Source organism: Psychrobacillus sp. Z3-81 (assembly GCF_056620325.1).
Genome location: NZ_JBWQPU010000002.1, coordinates 1 through 17,580, shown reverse-complemented (window position 1 = coordinate 17,580; position 17,580 = coordinate 1). Strand labels below are relative to the sequence as shown.

Sequence of the window (17,580 nt, the reverse complement as noted above, 5' to 3'; positions counted from 1 at the left end):
TAAATAGTCTCTCCCTCTTTCCTTTTTAACCGTTATTACATAATATTACCTTATTTTTTAACATATATATACATTTTATTGGACGTAAAAGTAAATACTCCATATATGTAAAAAAAGAAAAAACCGCCTAATTGGCGGCCTTCTCTACTAATCTTTCATTTACCCAACAATTGCATTAGCAATAACAATCATTACTAAAGCAGTTCCCCATGCAATCGTTGTCGGTACAGACCAGACTAAGATTTGCTCTTTTAATTTTGTAATTCCTAGCATTCTATTAACTACCCAGAATAAGGAGTCGTTAAAATAAGAGAATAGCATCGCACCTAGTGCCGCTGCTTGTGCAGCTAATGCCATATTTACATCCATGTTTACAAGAATCGGCGCAGAAATAGATGCAGCAGTAATCATTGCAACAGTCCCACTACCTTGTATCAAACGAACAATCGAAGCAATAAAAAATGGTATAAGTACAGCCGGAAGCGGTAACTCAGCAATGATTTCAGCTAGATAATCACCTGTTCCACTATCACGAAGAACAGTTCCTAACGCACCACCAGCACCTGTAACTAATAGGATGATCCCAGCTGTTGTCATCCCCTCTTCCATACGTTCAAGCGCTTCTTCTTTTTTCATGTGGTTTGCTAAGCCATAAATCGCAGCTACTAAACCAAGTGCAAGTGCGATAATTGGTTGACCTAAGAAAAGGATATAATCCCATGCACCACCAGAAAGCTCTAGTGCAGAAATAGTAGTATTTAAGAATATTAAGATAATTGGAAGCAAAATTGGAAGCAAGGATAAGAATAAGCTTGGCAGCTCTTTTTCTCTTTCAGCAGAGGATGCCAAAAAGTCTTTGTATACATTATCAGAGTATTTCCCGCGTACAAAGCCCTCTCCTTCTTCTTCCGGCACTTGATAAATTCTTTTCCCAATCCATTGTGCATACAGTACACCAACAATAATAATTGGAATGGCAAAGATCAATCCCCAGAAAATCATTTGACCAATGTCTACGTTAAAAATACCAGCAACCCCTAAAGGACCTGGAGTAGGTGGTACTGCATGGTGCGTTGCAGCTAGCCCAATTGCTAGAGCAATCCCTAGAGTCACAACCGATTTCCCAGTTTTACGAGATAAAGATTTCACAAGTGGATTTAAAATAACAAAAGCTGAATCTACGAAAATAGGGATAGAAACTATGTATCCGGCAATTGCCATTGCCCACTCTTCTTTTTTCTTTCCTACTATTCGAATCAAGGAATAGGCTAGCTTCTCTGCCGCTCCTGTAACCTCCAAAATTCTTCCCATCATAACTCCGAATCCAACAACGATACCAATGGATGCTAGAGTACTACCAAACCCTGAGGTAATAGAATTTCCTACTTTTAATGGATCCATCCCACCAACAAGGCCAGTAATGGAAGCTGCAATGATGAGTGCTAAAAAGGCATGAATCTTTGTTTTCAAAACTAATAATATTAACACAGCAATACCAATGACTAACCCTAAAACCATTTGCATTTCTAAACTCATGTTGAAACCCCTTTCAATAAATTATATTAAATAGAAAAGGGACGAGGCCCTTTTCTACATTAATCAGACTTAAAGTGATTCTCTTGTAAACTTCGGCGCATATTCAGCTGCTAGCTTGATGCACTCATACATGCTCACTTCTGAAGCGATATTTTTCCACGCAATATCAAACGCTGTACCATGGTCTACAGAAGTTCTAAGGAACGGCAGTCCGTTTGTAATAGAGATGGTACGATGGAAATCTGTCATTTTCGCCGCGATATGTCCTTGGTCATGATATAAGGAAAGCACTGCATCGTATTTTCCGTTTAATGCTTGGAAGAATACAGAGTCAGCTGGAACTGGACCGTAGGCATCAATTCCATCTGCTTTCGCAAGCTCAACACCAGGTTTGATTTCTTCTACTTCTTCCATCCCGAACAAGCCGCCTTCACCTGAGTGAGGATTCAGTCCAGCAACTGCTAGCTTTCTGCTTTCCACACCAAGACGTTGAAGTGCTTTATCACAGCGAATTAAGTAATCATGTACTCTTTCTTTTGTCATTTGCGTAATCGCCTCAGCAACAGACACGTGACGTGTTAAGAAGAAAATCCGTAATCCATGTACTTGGAACATTGTAAGTGGATCTGGAGCCCCACCTAAATCCTCTAGCATTTCTGTGTGCCCGATATACGGAACCTCTCCTGCTTTTAATGACTCTTTATTGATAGGTGTAGTCGCAAGTGCCTTTACTTCCCCTGCCATTGCTAATTCCACTGAATGTTTAATATAAGCAAACGATGCTTTCCCGTTTTGAGCAGATACCTGGCCTGGCTCAAATACGTCAAGGTCGATATTGTCTAAATCAATGACATCAATAGCTCCAAACTCATACTTCCCTTCTGACGGTGAAGCTACTACATTCACTATTAGAGGAACTTCTGTTACTTCAATTGCCTTCTTGATAATTTTTGCATCACCAATCACAAGCGGCTTACACATTGCATAGATCTCTTCTTTTGCTAATGATTTAACCGTAATCTCCGGTCCAATGCCTGCAGCATCTCCCATTGGTATCGCAATAATCTCTCTAGTTGTCATCGTACATGCACTTCCTCTTCCATTTGATTTGTTAAAAATCTTACACATTTATAGATAGAATACTTATCTCCGACCATGCCGCCCTTTGTAATGACAGCAATCCCATCAAATGTACCACCGATAAAATGTCCATAGGCTGCTAGTGGTAGCACCTCGTCCTGGAGGGCAATAGCTTTGGCATTACTTACTGCACAAAGTGCCGCTGTTACGTCTCCCCCACTAGAAAAGGTTCCATCAATCTTATAGTTCGTTTGTTGGATCACTTGATTGGTAACCGATGCAAGTCCATGTGTCAATCGCTTCGCAAGCTTTTCCTCGGTCACCCCTTCACGTAAAGCAATTTCAGAAAGATTTAGCTTCTCCATTCCCGGTGCATAGGTCGTGATAATCAGAATTTCTTCTTCGTCCAGCCTCTGTAAGGCCTCCTTGGTTGCTCGCTCTATCTCCTCTTCCCATGAGGAAGTAACGGAGGCTAATGCTGCCGCCTTCACATATACAGGTTTCACATTCTTTTTATCTATTAAATAGTTTAGCTGTCTGCCGGTAAGTGGTGTAATACTCCCAACTGTAACGATGATTTTATTCGTTTGGACATGCTGTTGAGCCATCACTCTTCCATAGGCTGCTGAAAGTGGACCAGGATCGACTGGCACAAACTGATAATCTTTAATAGAAGACATCGCTTCTGCAATATGCTCGATTTCTTCATTTGTAACCGCATCTACCACAATTACTCTATTTCCAGCTTCTACTTGTTTGATTAGTTCCTCGAGTATAGTTGGCAGACCTTTTAACACAGTGCCAAGTCCAATATGGGACACGGGCAACTCGCTTTGTTCCTGCATAATCGTAGGAACATGGGATTTGGTGATCGGGTTCATCGGATCCTTCGCAACATCCGTCGCTTCTACTGGCACCCCGTCTACCAGTAAATAACCACCCGAAACAACTCGACCAGAATCAGGATAAGATGCAACAACTATAGCGATACTTTTATCCCCAATTGCTCGCAGCAAAATATCTGTTTCCACTCCAAGGTTTCCTCTTACCGTGCTGTCGATTCTCTTCCCAATCACATCTGCTCCCCAGCGAGATAGCTTTTGATAGGCACTAACTACACGAGATGCAGCATCCACTGGAGGACAGTATCTGCTATCCGTATCAATGCTGATAGATGTAAACTGACCGGAATCAGGCACATCTCCCCCAAAAACTACCGTCGCACATGTAAAGCCGTTCTTCGCAAGACGTACCCCAGTAGCATTTGCTCCTGTCAAATCATCCGCGATAATTCCAACTTTCATCATTTACACTCCTTTATAAATGGAGACTTTTCCTGATAGATAGCTTCGTCTTCTTTAGATATAAGGTCATCTGTAATAATTCCCGTGATAGAATCAATGTCGGCAATCTTTGCAAATGCCTTCTTCCCAAACTTTTGAGAATCGACCGTCAAATAAACGATTTCACTGGCTTCTATCATTCTCTTCTTTACAGTTGCCTTTTCAAAGGTTGCAGAAGTAATCCCCAGCTTGTCATGCACCGCATGAGCCCCTAAAAATAAAATGTCTACATGTATATTGCGAAGCATTTCTTCTGTATAAGAGCCTAGCACTGCCCCTACCCCGTTTTGTAACTTACCTCCAAGTAAGATAACCTCTACCTTACTGTCAATAAGCTCCGCAGCTATTTTGATATCATTCGTTACAATTGTTAAGTTTGTCTTTGTCTTCAGTAGCTTAGCAATTTCTAGCGTGGTGGTACCTGAATCCAAAAGGATCCTCATACCATCCTTCACCAAGCTTGCAGCAATCTTCGCTATTTCCTGCTTTTGTGGATGCGCAGCAGAAAGCTTTTCTTCATAGGATTGCTCTCCAATAATCGCTTGTGGTAACGCAGCACCACCGTGCGTGCGAATAAGCTTCTTCTGTTTTTCAAGCTCATCGAGATCTCGTCGGATCGTCATCGCTGAAACATCTAGTAAATTTACTAAATCTAAAATCTCCACTTTTCCGGATAGAGCGAGCTCCTCCATAATGCGTTTTTTACGAACGGCTGGTTGCAAGATTAATCTTCCTCTCTTACCAACATTTTGTTAACTATGAACATATTATGTTCGTTTTTAACATTAATGTCAATTAAAAATGTTCTAAGTTATCAATCTACTTTTTTAGAGTTGCCCCGTTGTTAAGGAGAGTAACCGAGCAGCTTGCTGAGTGAGAGTAAACGTTGGCTATCCGAGAGTAAATCTTTCACAACCGAGAATAAACGGATTGAATGAGAGTATTGGTTTTCTATCTGAGAGTAAAGTCAGCTCCAATGAGAATAAAGTCACCTCGAACGAGAGGAACGGAGCGCTAACCGAGAGTAGCGGATATCCAGTTGCAGCCGCTTGCTTCGGTGAGAGTATATGCTGGCTATCCGAGAGTAAATATCCCTTAACCAAGAGTAAACGACTCGAATGAGAGTATTAGCGGCCCATCCAAAGAGTAAAGTCAGCTCCAACGAGAATAAAGTCACCTCGAACGAGAGTAACCAAGCGCTAACCGAGAGTAACGGATATCCGGGGACAAGCGGCTTGCCTGAGTGAGAGTAAATGCTGGCCATCCGAGAATAAATATCCTGCGAACGAGAGTAAACGGCTCGAATGAGAGTATTAGCGGCCCATCCGAGAGTAAAGTCGGCTCCAATAAGAATAAAGTCACCTTAAACGAGAGTAACCGAGCGCTAACTGAGAGTAACGGATATCCAGTTGCAGCTGCTTGCCTAACCGAGAGTATATGTTGGCTATCCGAGAGCAACTCAATCCCCTGCCCTCCGAAAGTGGTCTCTACTCGGTGCCTCACTCTAATTCTAAGATAGTCTTCAACCCTCATAATTAATTGTTAAATAATTTCGAATCATCCGAATAGAAGGTAGTAATATATTGATGTAGTGTGCTAAAATGTATAAATTACTTGAACACGGGAGGTTTGCTTGATGACGCAGCTAACAGAGAAGACTCTTCAGCTAGAGCATGTGCTGATTGCACATCAATTATTAAAAGAGGTGGTTGTTCACACTCCACTTCAGAAAAATGATTATCTATCCGAAAAGTATGGCGCTTCTATTTATTTTAAAAGAGAGGACTTGCAGCATGTCCGTTCCTTTAAGCTACGTGGGGCTTACTATAAGATTAAATCGATCGAAGCAATTGCAAAGCAGAACGGTGTGGTCTGTGCTAGTGCAGGAAACCATGCACAGGGTGTTGCCTATGCATGTGCCCAACTAGGGATTTACGGAAAAATCTTTATGCCTCTTACTACTCCCAAGCAAAAAATTGATCAGGTGCGGATGTTTGGAAGACAGTTTGTGGAGATTTTATTGACCGGTGACACCTTTGATGATTCAGCAAAAAGTGCGATAGAATTCGCTGAGAATGAGAATCATGCATTTATTCACCCATTTGACGACCATGAGATCATTGCGGGACAAGGAACAGTAGCCGTAGAAATAATGCAGGACATTGAGGAGCCATTAGATTATGTATTTGCGAGTGTCGGAGGTGGCGGTCTTATTGCAGGAGTTTCTTCTTATATAAAAAACCTCTCCCCTGCTACCAAGATTATTGGTGTGGAGCCTCAGGGTGCAGGGAGTATGAAAGCGGCACTTGCGAATAAAGGGCCAATCGCTTTAGACGAAATTGATAAGTTTGTGGATGGTGCAGCAGTAAAATGTGTTGGCCAGCTAACTCACCAAATCGCAGAAAATTATGTGGATGACATCGTCCTAGTTCCAGAGGGCAAGGTTTGTACGACCATTCTCAACCTTTATAACAAGCATGCGATCATTGCAGAGCCTGCTGGTGCCCTTTCAGTTGCTGCATTGGATTTTTACAAGGAAGAAATCAAAGGAAAAACGATTGTTTGTATTATCAGTGGTGGGAATAACGACATTGGTAGGATGCAAGAGATAAAGGAGAAGTCTCTAATACATGAGGGTTTACTTTATTACTTTATCGTCAATTTTCCACAGCGGGCTGGCGCGCTAAGACAATTCCTTGATAAGGTACTTGGCCCTGACGATGATATAACAACATTTGAATACACAAAGAAGAATAATAAAGAAAGCGGACCTGCTTTGGTAGGGATTGAATTAAAGGCTAAGGAGGATTATCCTTCTCTACTAGCCAGACTGAATGAGAATGGCTTTTCTTATAAAGTAGTAAACAATGATAGCACACTATTTGATTTATTAATATAATAAAAACCCTTTCATTCCAAGGTTTTGAGGGATTTTATAATGTCAACAATCGTTCAAAAATTATTATATTTTTAATAAAAGTTTTTATTCAATCTAGCATTCTAGAAACCTCTTTGATATAATAAGTCTTGTATTATAATAATTCTAATCTAGGGGGAATAAGAATGTCAGAGAAGCAAAATAAATTCATGACAACTGCTGCTGGTGCGCCGGTAGTAGACAACCAAAATTCACAATCAGCTGGCGCAAGAGGCCCACTATTACTTCAAGATATTTGGTTAATTGAGAAACTAGCTCATTTCGATCGTGAAGTAATTCCAGAGCGTCGTATGCACGCAAAAGGATCAGGAGCTTACGGTACTTTCACTGTAACTCACGACATCACAAAATATACAAGCGCGGCATTATTCTCTGAAATCGGCAAAAAGACAGATATGTTTGTTCGATTCTCTACAGTAGCTGGTGAGCGCGGAGCAGCTGATGCAGAACGTGATATTCGTGGATTTGCAATGCGTTTCTACACAGAACAAGGTAACTGGGATTTAGTTGGTAACAACACACCAGTATTCTTCTTCCGTGATCCATTAAAATTCCCAGACTTAAACCATGCTATCAAACGTGACCCACGTACAAACTTACGTAATCCAAATAGCAACTGGGATTTCTGGACTTCACTTCCAGAAGCACTTCACCAAATTACAATCGTAATGAGTGATCGTGGTATCCCTAAATCTTACCGTACTATGCACGGATTCGGAAGCCATACATTCTCTATGATCAATGCTGAAGGCGAGCGTGTATGGGTGAAATTCCACCTAAGATCTGAACAAGGTATCGAAAACCTTACAGACCAAGAAGCAGCTGAAATCATTGCAACTGACCGTGAAAGCCACCAACGTGACCTTTACGAAGCAATTGAAGCTGGTAACTTCCCTAAATGGAAAATGTACATCCAAGTGATGACTGAAGAGCAAGCGAACAACATGCCTTACAACCCATTTGATCTAACAAAAGTTTGGTATAAAAAAGACTTCCCACTAATTCCAGTTGGTGAATTCGAATTAAACCGTAACCCAGAAAACTACTTCGCTGAAGTTGAACAAGCATCTTTCACACCAGCTAACGTAGTACCAGGAATCAGCTTCTCTCCTGACAGAATGCTACAAGGTCGTCTATTCTCTTATGGAGATGCAGCTCGTTACCGTTTAGGCGTTAACCACCACCAAATCCCAGTTAACCAACCTAAGTGCCCAGTACACTCATTCCACCGCGATGGTGCTATGCGTGTAGACGGCAACAGAGGCGGCACAATGACTTACGAGCCAAACAGCTATGGTGAATGGAAAGAAGCTCCTCAATTCAGAGAGCCAGCTCTTCCAATTAGTGGACCAGCTACTAACTGGGATTTCCGCGAGGATGATGACAACTACTTCGAGCAACCAGGTAAGTTATTCAACCTAATGAGCCCAGAGCAACAACAAGTGTTATTCGAAAACACTGCTCGTAACATGGAAGGCGTAGAAGAATTCATTAAGATTCGTCACATCATCCACTGCTACAAAGCAGACCCAGCTTACGGACAAGGTGTAGCAGCAGCTATGAACCTTTCTTGGGACAAAATTGAAGAAGCAATGAACTCTACAACAATGGCATAAGAAAAAGCTACCCTCTTGGGTAGCTTTTTTGCTCTTCCTCCTTTTACACTATAGATAAAAAGGAGTTAATCCATGGTAACTTTTATGCTGATTAGTATCTTTATAGTTCTTATTATCTTAGGCTTATCTATTTTCGTTATTAATAAAGGCTATGCCTACAAGCAAACAATTGATGAAAAACCTGCTCCTTTTGAGAAGAAAGATAAATCCGAAATGAACTTTTAAAAAATGTCTCCTTATTTAATTATCGAACAGTTCGTGTATACCTTATTTTCTCTAAGTTTCTAATGGTTAATTCTTCTATCTCTTTAAGTTTACATCCGTCTTCCAGAGAAATAAATATCCTGTTTCTTTGTGTATACTTAAGAACATTGTCTAATACTTCTTTATACAAAATTAAGTCTGGACGCTCGGTAGATAAAGAAGGCAAGGTATAAAAAATTCGATTACGAGTTCTCCTTTTAGGCATAGGTTGTATTCACTCCTTTCAATATTCTATGCCTATAAAATGAACAACTATACCAATGAAAACAAAAACCGGCAGAAGATTTATCTCCTACCGGTTAAATAATGGATTTTGTCTTGTTAAAGATTTTTCAGCTTCTTCTACGGCTTGTTTATTATTCTCTAATAAAATACGTGTCCTCGGACTCATTCCAACTTCTCCTAACTGAATTCGAGAGCGAACTCGTCTCGACTTTGTGGAAGTGCTTATTTCTGTTGGACTTTTTTTTAGGACTGTTTTCACTAACAAACACCGCCTTTTCTAAAGAGTTTATAACTCTTTCATCGCAGAATCGAATGTTGATATTAATATACCCAATATTAAAGCATCGTAATCGTTAGGTAATTCGTTCGTTTCCATTTCAATTACATAATCTTTCCCCATACATTTTAATGGTTGAATGACATAATTTATTTTGTTGCTAAAATATGTTTGACCACTATTTATAGACTTTTGTAGTTGGTGTCGATCTGCCGTTTTTAAACTAAACTTGTCTATCTCATTGATTAGATAATCAGATTTTCCTTAATGATAATATTAATATTTTCAAGTGAGCCATACTCTTGTAGAAAACTATTTAACTCAATTAAATATTCTTCTTGTGTTTCATAATACTCTATATATTCATATGTCATCAAGACAGAACTAGCATTTTTTAGTTTTTCTCGTCCATCTTGAATCATTTCACTCGAATTATTAACTGCTTCAGTTAACCTAGTTAGCTCACTACTACTACCTAGTTTACTAAAATACATATTAAGGATAAAAAAGGCATCAATTAATATAAACGCCATAAAAACGATTAAATAATTATGCCAATCAGTAAATAAACTTGAAGGAAATTTCGTCCAATAAATTAACGCACCTAATAAATATAAGAAATACCAAGTCTTTCTAATGCTAATTATTTTCTCAGTCCACTTATATTCTTTCCAAGAAGCGAACAAATAAACTAAAACTGTTGAAAAGATTACCCAAACGAAAATCTTAAAAAACTGTTCCATTAAATTTATCCCCTTAAATAAATTTAAAAATAAAATCTATCACCTACTCTATAATAATTTCGTAAGAATATACTCCAATTACTTACTGTAGTAAGTAATATACGCTTCTTCTTCATAGGAAAGAATTTAAAAATCTTCTATCATATCTATTAAATTAAATGTTTCTAATTTCATATACTTATTTTAACAAATACCCCTCATCTTTACTATCTTCTTTTATTCTTCCTTTTTATAAAAATTATAAAATTTACTCTTAGAGAATGCATAAAAAAACACCATTTATAAAAATGATGTTTTCTTTTTAATGCTTACATATCCTATTATCAATCACGCAAAACTGGCATAGAGCAGCATCTAAACGATCCACCTGATTTAATAATCTCAGAAAAGTCTACTTCTATTACCTTGTAGCCATGGTTCCTCAGCTGCTGATTTACTTTTTGATTACACGGTAAGCTAAACACTCGTTTATGACCAATAGACAAGACGTTTGTACCCATCGTAAACTGCTCCTCTTCACTTACCTCAATTAAATGATATATAGAAGATAGTCTTTCAATAACCTCCGAATCAAGCGCGGCTGGATAAACGAGGGCATCCTGTGGAGATAAGATGTTAAAAACGCAGTCGAGATGTAGGTATTTCGGGTTGAATGGAACTGGGATTACTTCATAGTTTGGTAATTCGTTTTGCAGTGCTTCCACTGCCTCTATGCTTGTTCGGTCGCTAATTCCAATGAAAATTCGTTTACCATCAACCAGCACGTCTCCTCCTTCCACTGGGTGAGAGGTAAGTTTTCTATATGGTAGCTGATGCTCATTCATCCATTGGACCAACACTTCCTCTTCGCCTTGACGAATAGGATTAGCCATTTCAGAAATAAATAAGGTCTCCCCTATCGTAAAGCCGATATCCCTAGTGAATACCTGCTCCGGCTGATTCTTCTTGGGTGGTAGCTTGATTACCTCTACCCCTTCCTTACACAAAGCTTCTTCAAATGTCTTATGCTGCGAAAGTGCGAGTGATTGATCAATATTACTATTTATATATTTCTTTTGGACTTCATTAATCACGTCTTTTATTTCCATGTATTGTGGTTCACATAAGATGACTTTGTGAAGTACTCCATATTCGCTTTGACATTGTATTTGTAATTGGTCTTCCTTTAATTTCTCCATTAGTCATCCTCCTGTTTTGCTTCTCATATGTTTCTATTCCCGATAATATCCTTCTATAACCTTTTACATAATTTTCAATTTTCTATATAACTGGTTTGCAAGAAAATTCTTTTGGGTAAATAAAGAAGTAGTGAAATATACATAGTACAAAGGGAGAGGATTTTTTGCTTACAAAGGAGCATGCTTTATTAACAAAGGAAGATTTTCAAACAAGAAAAGACCTGCCAGAATGGCTATACAGGGAATACGAGACGTTTCATAAGACAGTTACGGATAAAACATTTCCTTGCTTTTTTGGTATGAGTGGAGAATTAAAGGGCGAGCTACGCTATGCATATATTAGTCAGGAAGATTGGAGCAATCTACCGAATGCTTTGAAAAGCTTTTTGGAATTATTTAAGGATCCGAATCACAAAAGACATGGTCTATTTGTCTTTGTAGAGCCTTTTGAAGTGGAAGGAGCAATTGATGACTACCGAAAGCAATTTTGGGAGATTCTTCAATATCTGCATGAAGTAGATGAAGTGGAATGGCCAGAAGACAGTCCTCGTGATCCTGAACATTATTTATGGGATTTCCGATTCCATGGTGAGCCAATCTTTGTATTCGGGAATACTCCGGCTTATAAAAAGCGGAAAACTCGAGACTTAGGTAATGCGATGGTTTTAGGTTTCCAGCCTCGTAAAATATTTGTAGGATTAGAGGGAACCGAAAAAGGCGGCATTATGTCACGAGAAAAGGTGAGAAAACGCGTAGAGGTATGGGATCAGCTGCCGAAGCATCCAGATATCGGACATTTCGGAGATCCAACACATAACGAATGGAAGCAATTCTTTATCGGAGACGATATTGAACCTATCCAAGGAAAATGTCCATTTCAGCATAAATCGCTTTCATAAATAGGAAAGAGCTTGGATACAATCCAGGCTCTTTTTGTTCATTATTCAAGTTGCTTCCATAGCTTTGAAAATACCTCTTGGTTCATTTCAAAATATACATCCATAAATCCATAATAGATAAACCCATCCTTTAGAAGAGTCATCTTGACCCTTGTACCATCTTTTAAATGAATAGTCAGTTCCCTGAAATCTTCATCACTTCTATAATCACTAATGGGATCTGAATTTTGTGTTCGAAGAAAGGGTTCTGCTCTGTTCAGTTCTTCTAGGAAGCTATTTAATGTTTCCAACTCTGTTACTGGATAAAAATTGTCAATGCTATTGTCCCAATCACTAAAAACGCGATACTCTGCAGAAACTATATTATTTTCTATCTTTAATTGGCCAAATACATCCTCCCCGCTCTTAATTGTAATTCCGTTTAGGTTTTCATAAAACTCCGCGTATTGCTCACCATTGATATCTTGGTATGTCATTATCCGAAAGTCTTTATCGTAACCGTTTACAGAATATACATCCGTTACTCCTATTGTGGAAGCAAGTTCTTCATAGGCTTCTTGTGAACTCCATTCATCAATAGAACCCTTCGTTGTTCCAAGTTTTTCACCTATCAGCAACTTTGCATCCTCAGCATCTATCTCGGTCTTTGCTTGGGTATAAATTTTTCCATTATACACTATTAAACCAATCATATTCGCATTTGAAGTGTCTTCTGGTAATTGAATAGCCGGGATTGTCACACTTCCGTCTTCCTTCACTGCTTGTTCACCTGGATTCATATTATCAAACGGATTACTAGTAAATAAAATAAAGGCCCCAACAGTAGCAAGTATTGCAGCGGAAATACCGATGCTTTTTATAGGAATACGTTTTTTAACACTTTTCATTTCCTTCTTCGCTTGATTTACGCCCATTTTACTTCTTTCACTAAGCTCATTTGGTATTGTTATTTTATTCATTTCTTGATGAATCTTATTGTTCATTAAAATCATCCCCCTTCCAATTTTTACGGAGCTTTCCTAAAGCTCTGTATAAAACCGTTTTTGTTGTACCCAAGGGAATATCTAATGCTTCGGAAACCTCTTTAATCGTCAGACCTTCATAAAACCTAAGCATAATCACACTTTTTTCCTCTTCATTTAACAGTTCAATTAAGTCTCGAATCGTCACTTCCAAATCAATATCTTCGTCTATATACTTCGATACATTTTCCTCAAAACTCGGCTTTAATTGAACAACTTTTTTACGTTTTCGAAGTAAGTCTAACGAGCAATTAACCGCAATCCTTATTAACCATGTTTTAAAAAACTTTACTTCTTTGAGACTTTTAATTGTTTTGAAGGAACGATATGCAGTCTCTTGAACCACATCTAGTGCATCGCTTTGATTTTGCACATATATATAAGCCATCCTATAGATTTCTTCCTCGTACTGCTGAAATAAAGTTAAAAATGCTTTATCATTACCCTCTTGAGCCTTCTTCACTAAATCAACCAAGCTATCCCCCCTTAATTACCCTTTCATATATTAGACGGATTAAGTTTTGATTTAGCTTTCATTTTCAGATAAAAATTTTAGGAATGTTGCGCATAATAAAGTGAAACTTTGATTGGTGGGGGTTTTCTTTCAACCCCCACCAATCATTAGTTGAACCAATCGGGCTTTTAGGGACAGTTGATCTCCCACTTAGCTTTCTCATTTCTTTTGCAATCTTGAAGTGGGAGTCTTACTGTCCCTTAATGCGGGATAAAAGACCTCTCCTTAGAGGTCCGATATTCTCGCCGGTAATTATTTCCACTAGTTCCGTTGACTTTTCCTTATTTAATTGAATATAGCTACTATCCCCCCTTATCAGCTCCACCGTATCTTTATTTGGACTGATCCAAAGCTCATATGGTACTGCTTTTGCTTCTATGTTAGGGTCTTTATATTGAAATAAAAACCTGTAATCAGCAGGACGTACCATTTCCACTTCTGCTTTTTTCCATTCGATATCATTTAATATCTCTATTACCCTTTGGACTTGATCATTATCCCAGATCTCTTGAAGGTCCTCATATTTATTTTCTTCTCCAACCCGCTTGTCAACCTTAATATATTGCTCGAAATTTCTATCTTCATTTGAACACACGCCAACAAGAATGGAAATCAGCGCTACTAAAGTAAGAAAGTATTTACAATTCTTCACAGATACTTCCCCCTTTCTTAATAAGCTGCTTACAAATTAGAAAAGTATCTCTTATTCCTTATATTTACTTTTTATCCCAAAAGATTAAAACGTCTTATTTCCATCTACCTTACTCAGCACAAAAAAATATGGCTTCCCGCCTTGTGCTTGTTTTATATCCATCATTCCCAGTAAAGTTCGAGTATCCACTTTTCTAAAAACATCAATAATTTCTTTTTTATCGTACACCATGGCTGCACTTGTTTTTCCTCTGTACTCCAGCATACGTAGTCTTGCGGCACTCTTTTTTGTATGTAACACTCGTCGTGAGAGCTTCATTGCTGGAGTTATGAAGCTTTTAGGTATTTTTTCAAAAGGGAAACCTAAAGGGATGAAAACTGGATTGATCGCATAAAGCTCACCATTTTCTTTTTCCATCATAAGTGGATGAACTCGCTCCTCATCTATAAACTGCTTCCCATACCAACTTGATGCCTCTAAAAGTCCGTCAAAGGGATGTCCTGTTTTTATTTCCTCCCCTTTCCACATACCCCACATTTCCTTAGCTTCCACTGCTTCGAGTTGGTCAAATAGTGCAATGGCCTCCTCTGTGGTTGTACCGTGAAGCAGCATGTTATTTAACATTTCAGTTATATTCATTCGTATTCACTCCGATACAATGGGATATTATCTCTTGCATGAATTATTCATAGCTTACTATAAGTTACCCATTTTCGAAGTAAAAAATGTCCTCTACAAAAAATGGAGGACAATTATTAGAAAATCGTATCTACTTTTAAAGCCTGCTACCACCAGTAACACTTTATCTTATTAACATATTTGTATTTGCTCAAAAAAATTCATATAATTGAAAATAACAATTGATATGTTATACTAAGGGTAATAAAAGAGTATATTAAAAAAGACCATTGGTGTTCCAGCACCAACAGTCTTTTGCAACATCATAGTTCGCTTCAAAGGCGAACAGCACAGGGAACAGTAAACCGTCCACTTGCTTAGCGGCTAAGGGCGGTTTACTTTTTTTTCGTAAAAGTAAATGACAATGCAATAACCGCAACGATTAACGTTGAAAACGAAATCATCAGATTTAATGCTTGCTCTATTGTCATCAGCAACACCCCCTCTCTCTCACTGAGAAAGTGAGTTAAAAGAAAGATGTGCTGCCGCCCATGAATGCCTATGGTTGCTAACTAAATTATATCATATTTCCTGACAAGACTATCCATCTAAAGAGATGCTTCAGATAATTACATGTCATAGAGTAAACTTTAATAATATAGGCGTCCTCCTTCTCGGAGAACGCCTTATTTTTCGTATAAATTTAGTTTGAAACTTTGTCTTTTTTAATTTGCTTACTTCGTAACTGACCACAAGCTGCATCAATGTCAGAGCCCTGCTCCACACGTACTCCACAGTTGATACCACGGCTCTTTAATGTTTGGAAGAACGCACTAATAGATTCTTCTGAGCTGCGTTGGTATTGGCTATGCTCATCCACTGGGTTATAAGGGATAAGGTTCACATAAGATAGATGACGCTTGTTTTCCAACAGCTTCGCTAGCTGCTGTGCTTCTTCTACGTGATCGTTGACATCCTTCAATAAAATATATTCAAAGGTGATGCGACGATTAGTTTTTTCTAAATAATAATCTACCGATTCCATTACCTTCTCAATTGGGAAGGCTTTATTAATGATCATGATTTGAGAACGAAGCTCATCATTTGGAGCATGTAGAGATACTGCTAGGTTCACTTGGATATTTTCATCTGCAAAGTCTTTAATTTTCTTCGCTAAGCCACTTGTTGAAACGGTAATATGGCGTGCACCAATCGCAAGTCCCTTTTGGTCATTTACGGTACGTAGGAAGTTCATCAAATTTTTATAGTTATCAAATGGTTCCCCAATACCCATTACCACGATATGGCTAACTCGTTCGTCTTTTTGGATTTGGTCCAAGTGCTCTTGAACCTTCATAATTTGACCAACAATTTCTCCTGCATCAAGGTCTCTGCTCTTCTTCAACAGACCACTTGCACAGAAGCTACAGCCGATGTTACAGCCAACCTGTGTCGTAACACATACAGATAAGCCATATTTGAAGCGCATTAACACTGTCTCGATAAGGTTGCCGTCCTGCATTTCGAACAAGAATTTAATGGTGCCATCAGCAGACTCCTGCTTCACCTTTTCCTTCAACGTTTGAATCTCGAAGTTTTCCTCAAGAAGCTTTAGAGTATCCTTGTTGACGTTCGTCATTTCTTCGAAGCTTAGTACTCGTTTATTATATAACCAATCCCATACCTGCTCTGCACGGAATTTCTTTTGGCCACGTTCTAATAACCACTCTATTAACTGGTCTCTGGTAAGACCATATATTGACTTTTTCATTGTATTAGCCCTCATTTCTACAACTAACAATTTGCCCATTATACCACGATATCATTCATACGACAATTAATTATAAGGGATAATGAAGCAAAAAGATATTATAAAGTTTCATGCTTCCTTTCTTGGATGAATATAGTAGGTTGATTCCAACTTTACATAAAGGAAGTGTTTATTCTGCAACCCAGGATAATAAAAGGAAAATCCTATAAAATAAGAAGAGCCGTTTTAAAACTCATCATATTTTCCTTTAGCGTGGCTGCATTCCTGCCCGGTAGAGAAATTCAAACATATATGGTACATGATGAATTACATAACCAGCACATATTGCAAGCCCAAAGCTTGTTTGAAGGAACTCTTCAACGATTTTTCATATTATCTTACTCCATTGATTCTTTAGAAGCAGATGAGTCTCCACAGACATTGACCGCCTATACTTTATTTGGATTGCCTTATTTAGAAATCATTGTCCATGGTGACGATGCGTATATTAATCGTAAATTGTTGTTTAAGTAAAATCTAGTGACCAATTATTATAAGTAAATAATGACGAACAAAAAAGACCTTATCTAGAGGTCTTTTTTAGTCTTTATCAAGATCCTTATCAAAAATAGAAGGTTTCTTCTCTTCTTGCATACCTAGCTTTTTTATCGATGGTCTGCGCATTTAGTGCTATTTCTTTTAGTTTTCGGATAAAGCTGTAGAAAGCTTCCTCCGCCTCTCCTAGTCGCATTACTGTACAAATGACAGGTTAAGTAAGACAAAAAAGAGGCATCCTGATGAAAGGATACCTCTTTTTTATGTTTACATCCTAAAAATTAAAGTTTTAAGATGTTTGCAGCTTGTGGTCCACGTTGGCCGTTTTCTACTGAAAACTCAACTTTTTGACCTTCTTCAAGTGATTTAA

General features: G+C 38.4%; 18 protein-coding genes. 5 read left to right on the top strand and 13 right to left on the bottom strand.

All coding sequences use genetic code 11. The features are described from left to right. Window positions 1-159: 159 nt before the first annotated feature. The 4 genes from AC1ECF_RS02145 to AC1ECF_RS02130 all read right to left on the bottom strand — a co-directional run bounded on the left by AC1ECF_RS02145 (window position 160) and on the right by AC1ECF_RS02130 (window position 4,681). Window positions 160-1,536 (bottom strand): GntP family permease, encoded by a 1,377-nt coding sequence (locus AC1ECF_RS02145; RefSeq protein ID WP_480387746.1) that lies wholly within the window; start codon window positions 1,534-1,536, stop codon window positions 160-162. Between the two features lie 69 nt (window positions 1,537-1,605). Next, window positions 1,606-2,616: a 4-hydroxythreonine-4-phosphate dehydrogenase PdxA gene (gene pdxA, locus AC1ECF_RS02140; protein WP_480387745.1), complete on the bottom strand. Its 1,011-nt coding sequence runs from the start codon at window positions 2,614-2,616 to the stop codon at window positions 1,606-1,608. Beyond that, window positions 2,613-3,920, bottom strand: a complete 1,308-nt coding sequence (locus AC1ECF_RS02135; protein WP_480387744.1) for a four-carbon acid sugar kinase family protein — start codon at window positions 3,918-3,920, stop codon at window positions 2,613-2,615. The genes pdxA and AC1ECF_RS02135 overlap by 4 nt, the downstream gene beginning before the upstream one ends. Continuing rightward, window positions 3,920-4,681 (bottom strand): DeoR/GlpR family DNA-binding transcription regulator, encoded by a 762-nt coding sequence (locus tag AC1ECF_RS02130; protein WP_480387743.1) that lies wholly within the window; start codon window positions 4,679-4,681, stop codon window positions 3,920-3,922. Before AC1ECF_RS02130 ends, AC1ECF_RS02135 begins: the two co-directional genes overlap by 1 nt. Before the next feature lie 914 nt (window positions 4,682-5,595). Here AC1ECF_RS02130 and ilvA point away from each other — a divergent pair. The 3 genes from ilvA (at window position 5,596) to ytzI (ending at window position 8,738) form a co-directional block, all read left to right on the top strand. After that, window positions 5,596-6,858, top strand: a complete 1,263-nt coding sequence (gene ilvA / locus AC1ECF_RS02125) for a threonine ammonia-lyase IlvA (protein ID WP_480387742.1) — start codon at window positions 5,596-5,598, stop codon at window positions 6,856-6,858. A 164-nt stretch (window positions 6,859-7,022) separates the two neighbouring features. Continuing rightward, window positions 7,023-8,513 (top strand): catalase, encoded by a 1,491-nt coding sequence (locus tag AC1ECF_RS02120; protein WP_480387741.1) that lies wholly within the window; start codon window positions 7,023-7,025, stop codon window positions 8,511-8,513. Window positions 8,514-8,585: 72 nt separating this feature from the next. Then, window positions 8,586-8,738 (top strand): YtzI protein, encoded by a 153-nt coding sequence (gene ytzI / locus AC1ECF_RS02115; protein ID WP_480387740.1) that lies wholly within the window; start codon window positions 8,586-8,588, stop codon window positions 8,736-8,738. A 786-nt stretch (window positions 8,739-9,524) separates the two neighbouring features. On the opposite strand, the gene AC1ECF_RS02110 is transcribed toward ytzI, so the two are convergent. After that, complete coding sequence (locus AC1ECF_RS02110) at window positions 9,525-10,022, bottom strand: type II toxin-antitoxin system SpoIISA family toxin (protein WP_480387739.1); 498 nt, start codon at window positions 10,020-10,022, stop codon at window positions 9,525-9,527. A gap of 323 nt (window positions 10,023-10,345) precedes the next feature. Beyond that, window positions 10,346-11,200 carry a dimethylarginine dimethylaminohydrolase family protein gene (locus AC1ECF_RS02105; RefSeq protein WP_480387738.1) on the bottom strand — a complete coding sequence of 285 codons (855 nt, stop codon included), beginning with the start codon at window positions 11,198-11,200 and terminating at the stop codon, window positions 10,346-10,348. Between the two features lie 164 nt (window positions 11,201-11,364). Between AC1ECF_RS02105 and AC1ECF_RS02100 the strand changes: the two genes are divergently transcribed. Continuing rightward, window positions 11,365-12,099, top strand: a complete 735-nt coding sequence (locus AC1ECF_RS02100; RefSeq protein WP_480387737.1) for a YqcI/YcgG family protein — start codon at window positions 11,365-11,367, stop codon at window positions 12,097-12,099. Between the two features lie 41 nt (window positions 12,100-12,140). On the opposite strand, the gene AC1ECF_RS02095 is transcribed toward AC1ECF_RS02100, so the two are convergent. The 6 genes from AC1ECF_RS02095 to rlmN form a co-directional block, all read right to left on the bottom strand. Then, a complete protein-coding gene (locus tag AC1ECF_RS02095) occupies window positions 12,141-13,082 on the bottom strand; it encodes a hypothetical protein (RefSeq protein ID WP_480387736.1) in 942 nt (313 codons plus the stop codon). After that, window positions 13,072-13,596 (bottom strand): sigma-70 family RNA polymerase sigma factor, encoded by a 525-nt coding sequence (locus AC1ECF_RS02090; RefSeq protein WP_480387735.1) that lies wholly within the window; start codon window positions 13,594-13,596, stop codon window positions 13,072-13,074. The genes AC1ECF_RS02095 and AC1ECF_RS02090 overlap by 11 nt, the downstream gene beginning before the upstream one ends. Before the next feature lie 229 nt (window positions 13,597-13,825). Then, a complete protein-coding gene (locus AC1ECF_RS02085; protein ID WP_480387734.1) occupies window positions 13,826-14,287 on the bottom strand; it encodes a YhfM domain-containing protein in 462 nt (153 codons plus the stop codon). 84 nt (window positions 14,288-14,371) lie between these two features. Then, window positions 14,372-14,926: a DUF4334 domain-containing protein gene (locus AC1ECF_RS02080; RefSeq protein WP_480387733.1), complete on the bottom strand. Its 555-nt coding sequence runs from the start codon at window positions 14,924-14,926 to the stop codon at window positions 14,372-14,374. A gap of 374 nt (window positions 14,927-15,300) precedes the next feature. Beyond that, window positions 15,301-15,396, bottom strand: coding sequence for a putative holin-like toxin (locus AC1ECF_RS02075; RefSeq protein ID WP_480387732.1), 96 nt, complete (start codon window positions 15,394-15,396; stop codon window positions 15,301-15,303). A 212-nt stretch (window positions 15,397-15,608) separates the two neighbouring features. After that, window positions 15,609-16,676, bottom strand: coding sequence for a dual-specificity RNA methyltransferase RlmN (gene rlmN / locus AC1ECF_RS02070; RefSeq protein WP_480387731.1), 1,068 nt, complete (start codon window positions 16,674-16,676; stop codon window positions 15,609-15,611). A gap of 291 nt (window positions 16,677-16,967) precedes the next feature. Between rlmN and AC1ECF_RS02065 the strand changes: the two genes are divergently transcribed. Next, window positions 16,968-17,189: a hypothetical protein gene (locus tag AC1ECF_RS02065; protein ID WP_480387730.1), complete on the top strand. Its 222-nt coding sequence runs from the start codon at window positions 16,968-16,970 to the stop codon at window positions 17,187-17,189. Window positions 17,190-17,491: 302 nt separating this feature from the next. Here the strand turns inward: AC1ECF_RS02065 and AC1ECF_RS02060 are convergent. Beyond that, the coding region (locus tag AC1ECF_RS02060; protein ID WP_480388103.1) for a cold-shock protein at window positions 17,492-17,580 on the bottom strand (89 nt) is incomplete at its 5' end.